This window comes from Streptomyces sp. NRRL B-3229 (assembly GCF_000719505.1).
Lineage (GTDB): Bacteria > Actinomycetota > Actinomycetes > Streptomycetales > Streptomycetaceae > Streptomyces > Streptomyces griseorubiginosus.
Map to the genome: position 1 here is coordinate 12,320 of NZ_JOGP01000004.1, position 11,975 is coordinate 24,294.

General features: G+C 69.2%; 10 protein-coding genes. 3 read left to right on the top strand and 7 right to left on the bottom strand.

Translation table 11 applies throughout. The features are described 5' to 3' along the window. Nucleotides 1-181 precede the first annotated feature (181 nt). The gene (locus IF54_RS0106870; protein ID WP_030315619.1) at nt 182-4,120 is read left to right on the top strand and encodes a type VII secretion protein EccC; all 3,939 of its coding nucleotides are present in this window, start codon (nt 182-184) and stop codon (nt 4,118-4,120) included. 74 nt (nt 4,121-4,194) lie between these two features. Here the strand turns inward: IF54_RS0106870 and IF54_RS0106875 are convergent, their stop codons facing one another. From IF54_RS0106875 to IF54_RS0106905, 7 genes are all read right to left on the bottom strand, one after another. Beyond that, nucleotides 4,195-4,770 (bottom strand): hypothetical protein, encoded by a 576-nt coding sequence (locus tag IF54_RS0106875; RefSeq protein ID WP_234438922.1) that lies wholly within the window; start codon nt 4,768-4,770, stop codon nt 4,195-4,197. After that, nucleotides 4,767-5,267, bottom strand: a complete 501-nt coding sequence (locus IF54_RS0106880) for a hypothetical protein (protein ID WP_030315621.1) — start codon at nt 5,265-5,267, stop codon at nt 4,767-4,769. The genes IF54_RS0106875 and IF54_RS0106880 overlap by 4 nt, the downstream gene beginning before the upstream one ends. Beyond that, the gene (locus tag IF54_RS0106885; protein WP_030315622.1) at nt 5,264-6,031 is read right to left on the bottom strand and encodes a hypothetical protein; all 768 of its coding nucleotides are present in this window, start codon (nt 6,029-6,031) and stop codon (nt 5,264-5,266) included. Before IF54_RS0106885 ends, IF54_RS0106880 begins: the two co-directional genes overlap by 4 nt. Before the next feature lie 3 nt (nt 6,032-6,034). Further along, nucleotides 6,035-7,258, bottom strand: coding sequence for a putative T7SS-secreted protein (locus tag IF54_RS0106890; protein ID WP_030315623.1), 1,224 nt, complete (start codon nt 7,256-7,258; stop codon nt 6,035-6,037). A gap of 86 nt (nt 7,259-7,344) precedes the next feature. Then, on the bottom strand, nt 7,345-7,632 hold the full coding sequence (locus IF54_RS0106895) for a hypothetical protein (RefSeq protein WP_030315624.1): 288 nt from the start codon (nt 7,630-7,632) through the stop codon (nt 7,345-7,347). A 38-nt stretch (nt 7,633-7,670) separates the two neighbouring features. After that, on the bottom strand, nt 7,671-8,396 hold the full coding sequence (locus IF54_RS0106900) for a hypothetical protein (protein WP_234438924.1): 726 nt from the start codon (nt 8,394-8,396) through the stop codon (nt 7,671-7,673). Between the two features lie 293 nt (nt 8,397-8,689). After that, nucleotides 8,690-9,406: a DinB family protein gene (locus IF54_RS0106905; protein ID WP_030315626.1), complete on the bottom strand. Its 717-nt coding sequence runs from the start codon at nt 9,404-9,406 to the stop codon at nt 8,690-8,692. A gap of 205 nt (nt 9,407-9,611) precedes the next feature. Here IF54_RS0106905 and IF54_RS40745 point away from each other — a divergent pair, with 205 nt between their 5' ends. Together IF54_RS40745 and IF54_RS0106915 are read left to right on the top strand one after the other, a co-directional pair. Then, complete coding sequence (locus IF54_RS40745; protein WP_063754928.1) at nt 9,612-11,345, top strand: nucleic acid/nucleotide deaminase domain-containing protein; 1,734 nt, start codon at nt 9,612-9,614, stop codon at nt 11,343-11,345. 53 nt (nt 11,346-11,398) lie between these two features. Then, the gene (locus IF54_RS0106915) at nt 11,399-11,971 is read left to right on the top strand and encodes an SUKH-4 family immunity protein (protein ID WP_030315628.1); all 573 of its coding nucleotides are present in this window, start codon (nt 11,399-11,401) and stop codon (nt 11,969-11,971) included. The last annotated feature ends 4 nt before the right edge of the window (nt 11,972-11,975 follow it).

An 11,975-nucleotide genomic window follows, 5' to 3' on the forward strand; every position in this document is an offset into this window, starting at 1 on the left:
TGCGTCACCCTACCGTCCCCTTGCGGCATCTCCTCATCCCCTCCCGGCTCAACAGGCCCGCAGAACAGTAGGATCAACGCCCGACTCATGTGAGGGCCGAGCCCCATGAGTCGACGAACGTACGGGGGCCGTCACACGGGGGCGGTTCGACATTGCTATCGCGTGAAGGACTGGTGGAACGGTGAGCGTCGTCATCGTCAAACGCCCGCCGCGGGTGTACCCGCCGGAGGTGCCGAGCGAGGAGGTCAAGCTCGAGTCCCCTCCCGAACTGCCTCGTACCGAGGACGACAGTCTGCTGATGAACCTGCTGCCCATGCTGGGCATGGGGTCGTCGGCCGCGTTCTTCTTCATGCCGGGCGCCCAGGGCTTCATGAAGATCATGGGCGGCCTGATGATGGTGTCCACGGTCGCCATGCTGGTCGCGCAGATCGTGCGGGCCAGGAAGGGCCCTTCCGGTCAGATGGCCGAGGCCCGGCGGGACTACCTCAAGTACCTCGCGCAGAAGCGGCGCGAGGTGCGGCGCACGGTGCACAAGCAGCGCGACGCCCAGTACTACCTGCACCCGGCGCCGGAGCAGCTGTGGGCGCTGGTCGCCGAGGGCTCCCGGCTGTGGGAACGGCGTTCCATGGACCAGGACTTCGTCCAGGTACGGATCGGCCTCGGCCCGCAGCAGCTGGCCACCCCGCTGGTCGCCCCCGACACCGCGCCGGTGGACGAGCTGGAGCCGCTGACCGCCCACGCGATGCAGCAGTTCATCGCGAGCTACGGCACGCTCGGTGAACTCCCGCTGGCCATCGGGCTGCGCTCCTTCTACCACGTGACGATCTCCGGCGACGCCGAGACGGTCTACGGCCAGACCCGTTCCGTCATCGGCCAGTTGGCCTCGCTGCACTCCCCCGAGGACGTGGTGATCGCGGTCGTGGCCTCGCCGGGCGCGGCGGTGGACTGGGAGTGGACCAAGTGGCTGCCGCACATGCAGCACAAGGAGGCCGACGGGGCGGGTTCGCGGCGTCTGCTCTGCTTCGACCTCGGCGAGCTGGAGGAGATGATCGCCCACCAGCTGGAGGGGCGTCCCCGCTGGAGCCGGGACGGTTCGCCGGTGCTGGACCAGCCGCACGTGGTCGTCGTCCTCGACGGCGGCGGGGTGCCCGCGGACTCGGTGCTCGCCTCCGCGGAGGGCCTCCAGGGGGTGACCATCCTCGAGGTCGTGCCCGGTGAGCTCGACGAGGCGCGGGGCTCGTTGTCGATCCGGGTGTGGCCGGACGCCATGGAGCTGGAGGCGGGCACCGGTGTCTTCACCGGCACCCCCGACGTGCTGTCGCAGGCGCAGGCCGAGTCGCTGGCCCGGCAGCTGGCGCCGCTGCGCCTCGGCGCGGCCGACGCGGACGAACCGCTGCTGGCGAACCTGGACTTCACCGACCTGATGCAGATCGGCGACGCGGCGGGCGTGGACGTCTCGCGCACCTGGCGGCCCCGCACCCTGCACGAGCGGCTGCGGGTGCCGATCGGTCTCGGCGAGAACGGCGAGCCGGTCATGCTGGACATCAAGGAGGCCTCGCAGGAGGGCATGGGCCCGCACGGCCTGTGCGTCGGCGCCACCGGTTCCGGAAAGTCGGAGCTGCTGCGCACGCTGGTGCTGGGCCTCGCGGTCACGCACTCCTCGGAGACGCTCAACTTCGTCCTCGCGGACTTCAAGGGCGGTGCCACCTTCACCGGCATGGGCTCCATGCCGCACGTCTCCGCGGTCATCACCAACCTGGCCGACGAACTCACCCTCGTGGACCGCATGCGCGACTCCATCACCGGTGAACTGACCCGCCGCCAGGAGCTGCTGCGGCAGGCCGGCAACTACGCCAACATCACCGACTACGAGAAGGCCCGGGCCGCCGGTGCCGCCCTCGACCCGCTGCCCTCGCTCGTCCTGATCATCGACGAGTTCAGCGAACTCCTCGCCGCCAAGCCGGACTTCATCGAGATGTTCATCCAGATCGGCCGGATCGGCCGTTCGCTGGGTGTGCACATGCTGCTCGCCTCGCAGCGCCTTGAGGAGGGCAAGCTGCGCGGCCTGGACACCTTCCTGTCGTACCGCATCGGTCTGCGCACCTTCTCGGCGGCCGAGTCCCGTACGGCGATCGGTGTGCCCGACGCCTACCACTTGCCGAACGTGCCGGGCGCGGGCATCCTCAAGTACGACACCGAGACGATGGTGCAGTTCAAGGCCGCGTACGTGTCGGGCACCTACCGGCCGAACGGGCCGATGGCGCAGGGCGGCGGCCGGATCGACCGCTCCCCCGTACTGTTCACCGCGGCGCCGGTGCCGGTGCGGATCCTCGCCGAGCCGGAGCCGGAGACCCGGGGCAACCAGGTCGACGACGCGCTCGCCGACACCGTCCTCGACGTCATCGTCAGCCGCCTGGACGGACAGGGTCCGCCCGCCCACCAGGTGTGGCTGCCGCCGCTGGACGAGCCGTTCAGCCTCGACCAGGTGCTGCCGGCGCTGGGCGTCAGTCCGGAGCGCGGTCTGCACGCCGAGGGCTACCACCTCCAGAGCAAGCTGGCCGTGCCGGTCGGTCTGGTCGACAAGCCCTTCGAGCAGCGCCGTGACGTGATGTACGCCGACCTGTCCGGGTCCGCCGGCCACGCGCTGATCGTGGGTGGCCCGCAGTCCGGCAAGTCGACGCTGGTGCGCACGATGATCACGTCGTTCGCGCTCACCCACACCCCAGCCGAAGTGCAGTTCTACGCCCTCGACTTCGGCGGCGGCGGCATGCTCGCGCTGGAGAACCTGGCCCATGTGGGCGGGGCCGCCTCCCGGTTGGACCAGGAGAAGGTCCGCCGTACGGTCGCGGAGGTGCACGGCATCCTCAACGCCCGTGAGGAGTTCTTCCGTTCCAAGAGCATCGACTCCATGGGCACCTTCCGCAACCGCCGGGCGCAGGGGCACTACCCCGACCAGCAGTGGGGCGACGTCTTCCTCATCATCGACGGCTGGGCGACCTTCAAGAACGACTACGAGATGCTCGACCCGGTCATCGCGGACATCGCGACGCGTGGTCTCGGTTTCGGCATCCACCTGATCGTCACCGCGACCCGGTACACCGAGATGCGGCCCGCGCTGCGCGACCAGATCCTCAGCCGGCTCGAACTGCGCCTGGGTGACGCGATGGAGTCGGAGTTCGACCGCAAGCGGGCCGAGAACGTGCCGATGGGCAAGCCCGGCCGCGGTCTGTCGCCGGACAAGCTGGACTACCTCGCCGCCACGCCCCGTATCGACGGGTCGACGCAGGTGGAGGACCTGGCCGACGGCATGGCGCACCTGGTGCAGAGCGTCAACAGCGCCTGGCAGGGCCCGACGGCTCCCAAGGTGCGGATGCTGCCGACGATGCTGCCCGCCTCGGAACTGCCCGGCGGCGGCGACTTCGGCAGCCGGGGTATCGCGATCGGCGTGGACGAGCTCACCCTGTCCCCGGTGTTCGTGGACTTCGAGACCGACCCGCTGTTCGTCATCTACGGCGAGAGCGAGTCCGGCAAGTCCTCGCTGCTGCGGTTCATCGCCAAGCAGGTCTCCGAGCGCTACCAGCCCAACAAGGCGCTGTTCGTGGTCTCGGACTTCCGGCGCGCGCTGCTCGGCCAGGTGCCCGAGAGCCACATGTACAAGTACTGCGCCTCGGGTCCGCAGCTCCAGGAGGTCATGGAGTCGCTGGCCGGCTCGATGAGCCGCCGTATGCCCGGACCGGACGTCACACCGGACCAGCTGCGCAACCGCTCCTGGTACAACGAGCCCGACGCGTTCATCTTCATCGACGACTACGACCTCGTCGCCACGTCGATGGGCAACCCGATGTCGGTGCTCATGGAGTACCTGCCCTTCGCCCGTGACCTGGGTCTGCGGATCATCCTGGCCCGCACCACCTCGGGCGCCTCCCGCTCCTCCTTCGAGCCGGTCCTCACCCGGATCAAGGAACTCGGCGCCCAGGGCATCGTGCTGTCGGGCGACCCGTCGGAGGGCCCTGTGTTCAACAACATCAGGGCCACTCCGCAGCCGCAGGGCCGCGGCCAGTTCATCTCACGGCGGGCCAGCGGGCAGCTGGTGCAGACGGGGTATCTCCCGGAGAGCTGAGCCCCCGCGCGGACACGGCGACGGCGGCACCCGAAGAGGGTGCTGCCGTCGCCGTATGTGTGCCGGAGTTCCGGTCAGGCCGACCAGAAGTGCAGGACCGCCTGTGCGTAGGCGACGCGGGGGTCCAGCGCCGAGGGGCGGATCTTGTACTTGTCGGTGATGCCGGAGAACTTCAGGGGGGCGGGGCCGCTGCCGGAGCGCCAGACCGTGCGCGAGGGCAGGTGCCAGTCGACGCCGTATCCGCCGATGAGGCTCGCGGCGGTGTAGAGCAGCGTCAGGGGGAAGAGCAGGACGTACACGAACCACCCGGGGACGGTGCCGACCCGGCCGGTCAGGTGGGTGCCGTCGGGGAGTTCCAGTTCGTACCGGCGGCCCTTCGGCGGGTGCAGCACGGCCAGCACGGATCCGTCGGGCGCCGTCACGGTCAGCCGGCCGTTCGCGCCCTGGGGGGCCACGGTGCACAGCGGCTTGTGGCCCGCCTGGTCCTCGTAGAGGGTGAAGTCCGTGGCGAGGCCGCTCGCCGTGCTGTCGCCCGATGATCCTCTGGCCACGTGGACGGGGTCCGCGCCCCGCACCTTGATGACACTCTGGAGGTCGAGGGCCGTGTTGCCCTGGGGGGCCAGCGCGTGCACACCAAAAACAGTCGTCATCGCCATCTCTCTCCGGTGACCGGCTTCAGCCAGCCAGGCAGTGCGTGATGCGGAAGCCCCGCCGCCGACAAGACCTGAAGGTACCCGTTGACCTGGTCGCGGGTTCCGTCGCGCAGCCACACGTGGCGGAACCAGAAGGCCCGCGCCAGCAGGTACAGGCTGAGCGCGAGCAGAAGGGCCACCGGGGTGCACAGCACCACGGCGACCGTCGTGTCGTACGCCGCTCCGCCCAGGGTGTCGGTCAGGAACCAGGCTCCCACCGCCCCGGGCACGAACAGCAGACCGCCCCATGCCCCGCGGGAGTTCATCCCGCCGAGCAGGCGGCGGTGACGCAGGAGCATCGCCGCGACCTGCGGGTCCGACAGGTAGTCGATGCCCCTGTCGGACCCGATCACGCGCGCCGCTTCGGGCAGGCCCGGCACCGTCGCCAGCTGCGCGGCCCTGACCTGCAACAGGTCGAGGCCCGGTGCCGGGACGGTGCCTTCGGCGCCGTTCATCCGAACACGTCTCGCATGGACTGGGCCTGGAGGGGCACGTGGACGCCGTTCGCCGCGTCCGCAGGCGCGCTGGGAGGAACGGCCGCCGGCTGCTCGGGCACGTGCGCCTCGACCGGGCTGTCGCTGTGCACCTCGATGGTGTTCACGATGTTGAAGAACAGGTCGGAGTACAGGTCCCAGTCCTGCATGCACGGAGTGCTGAGTTCGAACAGCACCATCTCCGCCTCCCGACGGAGCGGCAGGAAGACGGCGATCTTCCCGACCTGCACCTCCTCGGGGCGACCGGAGTCGGTGAGCTCGGCCGGGAGGGTCGTGACGTCCGCGGTGAACCGGACCGCCGCCTCGCCGGCCGTGAGCCACACCGTCTCGACCTGGGCCGTCTCACCACCCAGGCCCGCGAGTTCCGCGGCGACACTCGCGGCCGTCATCTTGCGGCCGTCCGGCACCGACTCCAGCAGGGCGCCCGTCACCGTCGCCGTGCTGCGCCGTCCGTCGAGGTCCAGGAGACAGAAGCCGGCGTAGTCGACTCCGGCCTCCATCATCTGCGCGACCAACGGCAGTTGGGTCGCCGCGTACTGGAACCAGAGCTCGGGCGTGCCCTGCGGGTAGATGTCCTGGGCCAGCTCGATCAGCGCCTGGCCGACCTGCTCCTCGCTCTCGTACACGGGGAGTTCGAAGAAGGCGGGGGGCACCCGGAACGTCAGGCGCGGCGTGGCGATGACCGCGGTGCCGGCCGGGCCGCCGCCGGGATACATGGTGCTCATCGGTTACGCCGCTCCCGCCGCAGACATGAACGCGTTGCTGGGCGGCGCGGCGGCCGCCTTGGTGTCGGCGCCGCCGCCCGAGATGAGGCCGAACGCCAGGCCCACGCCCTTGATGCCGCCCATCGTGCCGCGCATCAGCCCGCTGCCGACGTCCACCGCCTCGTCGCCGAGGCCCATCGCCTTGCCGGCCCGCGCCAGGCCCTTGTACATGAGGCCGTCGGCCATGCCTCGGGCCATGTTGACCGAGGTCGCCATCTCGTCGGCGTGGGAGAAGACACCGGCGAGCCGTTCGCCCGTCGCCGCGGCCCTGGCCGCCTTCGCTCCCGCAGTGATGCCCTTGACCGCTCCGATGCCCGGCAGCACACCGAGCCCGGCGCCGACCCAGTCCATCACGCCCACCTTCTCGCCGCGGGCCGTCCTGGCGCCGTAACCGGCGAGCGCGAGGGCGCTGGCGCCGATGGCGAGGCCGCCGAGAATGGCACCCACGGGCGGGATGGCCATGGTGGCCAGGGAGAGGATGGACAGCACGGATCCGATCTTGGAGAACAGGTCCGCGTGGTCGGCGAGGAAGTCCGTGAAGCCGTCCCAGGCGCCCTTCAGACCGTCCGTGATCTTGTCCCAGACGCTGATGTCCGGCGGCCGGTTGTTCGCGGCCTCGCGAATGGCGTTCTCGGCCTTCGCGGCCTGCTCCTCCCAGTACTTGCGCAGCGCCTCGGCGTCCTGGATGAGGAGTTTGAGGTCGGTCGCGGCGTCCTGGGCCGCGCGAGTGGCCGAATCGGCCTCCTCGGACAGGGCCTTGGCCTGCTGTTCGCTGATCTGCTGGAACTGCACGCCCTCGATCTTGACGTTGACCCGGTCGACGTCGGCGTTCTTCTGGTCGAGCCGCTTGCGGGCCTCGACCGCGCGGTCCTCCAGGTTCCTGGCCTGGCGCTGCATGGTCTCCAGCTCGTCGTGCCAGCCCTTGAGCGCCTTGGAGCAGGCGGCCATCGACTCGTGGCCCTGCTGAAGGTACTTGGGCAGCTCGCCGACCTTGTCCTGGAACTTCTTGGCGGCCTCGCCGTCCCAGATGCCGTCCGTCTTCCCGATGCCCACGAGCATCTCGCGCATCTCGTCGAGCTCGTCGCCGACCGTCCTGACGTCGTACGCGAGCGACTCGATCGTGTGCAGGTCGCCCTTGGCCGGATTGAACGTCAGTCCGGGCCAGTTGGGATCGTCGAACATCCCCATCGTCTTCTCCCCGTTGAGTGCGTGTGCTGTGTGCGTGTGCGAGGTGTCTCAGCGTTGCCGGCGAGGTGTCTCAGCAGTGGTGCCGGCTACTTCTGACTGAAGCCCTTCTGCAAATCCTGGTCGATCGTCTGGTAGGCCTCGAGGGTCTTCTGGAGCCCCTCGTGCAGCTGCTTGGCGCCGTCGGCGATCCGCTTGATGCCGTCGCCCCAGTCGTCCTGGAAGCCGTCGCAGGCGTTGTCGAGACCGTCCGTGCCCAGACCCTTGGGACCGACCTTGTTGAGCCGCTCCTGGGCGCCGCGCATGCGGTCGCCCACCTGGTCCAGCCTGCTGATCAGGGTCTTCATACGATCTACATCGATCTGGAAGTCAGCCATCCCCGTTGCCTCCCCGTAGCGTCATCGGTGATCGCCGGTCAGACTATCGGAGCAGCAACTTCCGGCCTACCTCGCGATGTTCGCTGTCGCCAATTCTTGGCCTCCGCAAGCCAGGCGCGGTCCCATACGTGCAGCACGGCCTGTGCACAGGCCAGCCGGTGGTCCAACCGGGTTGCGACCAGACGGTACCTGCGGCCTGTCCGGTACTCGACGGCCGGCTCGGGCTCACCGGCCGCACGCCACCGCGTCCACGTCGGCGGCTCCATCTCCCAGGCGGCTTCCTTCTTCGCCTCGCCCTTCTCGCCGAGCAGCAGCCAGAGTGAGCCCTGGGCGGCCATGACGGCCCAGCCCAGGAAGTACAGCGGGGAGATCAGGACGAACACCGCCCACGCGGTGCGGGTGCCAACCTCGCCGGTCAGCGCCTCGCCCCGGGCGGACTGCACGCTCCAGCGCACGCGGCGCGGCCACGGCAGGGTCCGGCCGCTTCGCCGCGTGATGCGGCCGAGGGGGGCACCGTCCCCGTCGTACACCTCGTAGACACCGTCGCCTAGGGACCGTACCGAGCTGAGCGGTGCGCCGTTCGGGCCGGTCAGGGTGAACGCCGGGCGGGCCTGGCGGCCGCCCTTGGGGGCGTCCTGAGGCACGTGGACGTACGCCAGAGGTGCGCCGTCCGTGCCGGGGGCGGCCTGCCGGAGGGTGGTGGTCGGGTCGCCGGCTGCGATCTTGTCGTAGCTGCGCAGTCCCCTGTCGGGGATGTGGATCACGGTCTCCGTGGGAGCGGGAGGGGGCGCGGTCGCGGGCTCGGGCGCTGGCGCCGGAGGGGGCGCCGGAGCGGTCGCGTGGCTGTGCGGAGGCCCCGGTTGCCGCGTCTGCGGGGCCCGTTGCCGGCTGCTGTGGTTCATGGCCGCCCACTGTCGGTCTGGTTGGCGATGTCGGTCGACAGACTCTCAAAACCGGGTCGGCGATGTCGCGGGGTGGTCGGTGTCAGCGGGGCCTGGGACGACTTGTCCACCGAACATTCACGCCGTGCCCCCCGAAGGACTACGGCCGTCCCGGATCAGCCTCCGGCGCGGCGGGCCTGCCACAGGTCCCGCAGCAGGGCGATCTCCGCCATGTGGTGAATGAGTTCGAGGTTGGAGCCCCACAGCACGGAGATGTACGGCTCGTCGGGGGCCGAGCTGTACGGGTACTGGGAGAAGCCGATCGTGTCGAGCTGCTCCTCGGTGACCTGCCCGACGGCTTCGCGCCAGCGGTCGAGCAGGGACCAGAAGCGTTCCTGGGCCAGGGCCGCCGAGGGGGTGAAGTCGACCAACTGGTGGGGATCGGTGCGGCGTTCGCCGAAGGTCCACTCCCATTCGCCGGCGAAGCAGGAGTGGAGGTGCCCGAGTCGCCAGGCGATCGTGGTGACCGGGCTGATGTCGGGTTCCACCGGGCCGGTGTGGGCGAGGACCTCCTCGACCCGTTCGACGCTCACGCTCCAGTCCTCGGCGATCTTGGCGACGCTCATGCCGTCGGCGGCCTGCCGGGCGACCTCGGCGTACTCGTTGGAGGGGATGTCCGGGGCGCCCTTGTCGATCACCCACGCGCCGGGGCCGTACGCCCGGGGAGTCACCGCCTCGCTCCGGCGCCGGATCGACCAGCAGCCGGGCACCGGCTCCCACAGGTACTCCTCGTCACCGAGCCCCTCGAGCCGGATCTGCGCCCGCTCGCGGACGCAGTCGAACTGGTCCAGCAGTACGCCCAGTCGGTCGGTCCGTACGCGTCCCGTCTCCATGCCCGGCTCCCCTCGCGGCCCACGTCCAGGCGGAGGGTAACCACCCACCCGCGGGGAGCGCGACGGATTTCCGTGCCGTCAGGTTCCGTTCGGAATGGTCTGCGCCAACTGGGCCTCAGATCAAGTCAAGTGACTGTGGATCAACTTGTACACAAGATTCGATCAAAGTTACGTTGCACAGAGAAACTTTCGAACGGGGGCCCTTGTGGGTGTAGTCCTGCCGAACGAGCTGGATGCGGCCCTGGACCTGATAGGCATCAGCTGGCCCAACGTCGACGAGGACGACTACCGCGACATGGCCCAGGCCATGCGGGAATTCGCAGACGACATCGAGGACGGCGCGGCGGACGCGCACCAGGCGATCACCGATCTGGTCGGCGGCAACGAAGGCCTCGCGATCCAGGCGCTCGAGCGGCACTGGGACCTCGTCAAGGGCAAGCATCTGACCAACCTCGCCGAGGCGGGCCGGGTGGCTGCGACCGCGCTGGACGCGGTCGCGGTGCTGATCGAGGGCGCGAAGATCGCCGCGATCGCCCAACTCGGCATCCTGGCCGCGGAGATCGCGGCCGCCCTCGCCGCCGCCCCGCTCACCTTCGGTCTGTCCACGCTGGGCGGGGTCGCCGGTACGCAGGTCACCCGGATCGCCGTGAAGCGCATCTTCGAGGAGGTGTGCGAGGAGATCGCCGGGCGGATCATGGAGGTCGCGATGGGCCCGGTCTTCCAGGCCCTCGGCGCGATGGCGGGCGACCTGGTGGTGCAGATCGGCGGCAACGCCCTCGGCACCCAGAACGGCGTCGACCTCGGCCAGACGGCCAAGGCGGGCGAGAAGGGGCTGGGCGAGGGCGTCGACAGCCTCAAGTCGGGCGGGATGCAGTTGGCGAGCGCGGGCGGGGGCGGCGGCTCGATGCAGCTGGCCGGTGCCGACGGCGGATCCAGTGGGTCCGGCTCGGGCGGCGGTGGTGGCGGTGGCGGTCAGTTCAGCATGGACCTGGAGTCCTACGACCGGGCGGGGAACGGCCTCAAGAGCGCGGGCGGCAAGATCCGCGACGGCGCCGGCAGCAAGCTGACCCGCGCCAGGTCCTCGCACGGCCGCGCCCGCGGCAAGGACCCGCTCACCAACCTCCTCGACCCCATGGTCGACGAGGTCATGGAGGGAATCGGAAAGGGCATCAAGCGCTCCGCCGACCACCTCGACGAGAGCATGACCGGCGGCCTGAAACAGATGGCCAAGCGGCACAAGGACAACGACGACGAGACCGCGCTGTCCCTGAAGCAGCTCCAGAAGGGCAACGACGGCAAGACTCCGATGTATCTCATGGGCGACGACGGTTCGCTCAAGAGGCTGCGGGCGGACGGCGGGACGGACAAGCTGGCTCAGGAGGACCGGGATCGTCTCGGCCTCAAGCTCGACGGCGACAACGCCGGTCGGCCATTGCCGGGGGAACCGAACCTCAAGCTCCACGGCAAGGAGCGGCCGCGCCCCCTCAGCAACTCGCAACAGGTCGAGCTGGGGAGTACGCCTCTGTCCCAGGCCGTACAGCTGGCCCGGCACTCGGACAAGAGCTACGGCAACCACAAACAGGTCAACGGGCAGGACAAGTTCGAGAGCAACAACTACGCCGCCGCCCGGTTCAACAGCGCGAAGCAGGACGACGGCAACTTCATCATGGTCGCGCGCAGTTCGGGATTCCGGCACTCCGAGCGCATGATCGGGTTCCCGGTCCTCAGGGACGGAGCTGGTGGTCGTATGACCGAGCTGTACACGGAAAGAGCTCCCTGTTCGTCCGCGCCGAACTGCAGCGCATGGATGAAGGAAAGACTTTCGCACGTGGATGTGACCCACAGCATCGATTACGGAAACACCAAGGAATCCAGGGCCCAGGGCAACGCGGAAATGATGGGTTATCTGGACCGCCTCAAGGCGAACCGACACAAATAGGCACATGCTAGCATCGGGCACTCCGATCATTCGCAAGGCAGGCAGGTCACGAGATGACGTCCCCCATTGACCGGGAGACCCTGGAATCCGAGTTCGATCCGGAGGAGCTCACCACCTTTTCCGCCGCGGTGGTGGCGAACATCCAGCACCAGCCAAGTGCGGACTTTCTTCGCGATGTCGGCATTCCGGCCCGCCCAAATCCCTGGTTCGACCTCGTGGACGGCTCCCCCGAGCAGGCCAGGACGCTCGGCGAGGCCTACGACGACCTGCGTGAGCGGTGGACGGACCTGCCCCAAGGGGCCGAGAACTGGCTTCTGCTGGGCATGGTGCCCTATGACGACATCGCCTTGGACGGGGTCACCGGGGTCGTGCACTGCCTGCCGGGCGAGGACTCCGAGACCTATCCGCTGAACAAGGATCTCCCCTCCTTCGCCCACTTCCTCTTCCTCCTGGAGAAGGAGCGCCCGAATTACGACTTCGAGTCGGAACTCGAGAATATCGACCCGGAAGGCGCGGCGGCCCGGCTCGCCGAGCGAATGCGGGAGATCGACCCGGCCGCGCTAGAAGTCAGCAATTCCCGTTGGCACGACATCCTGGAGTATGTCGCCGAACCCGAGGCGAGGTAATGCC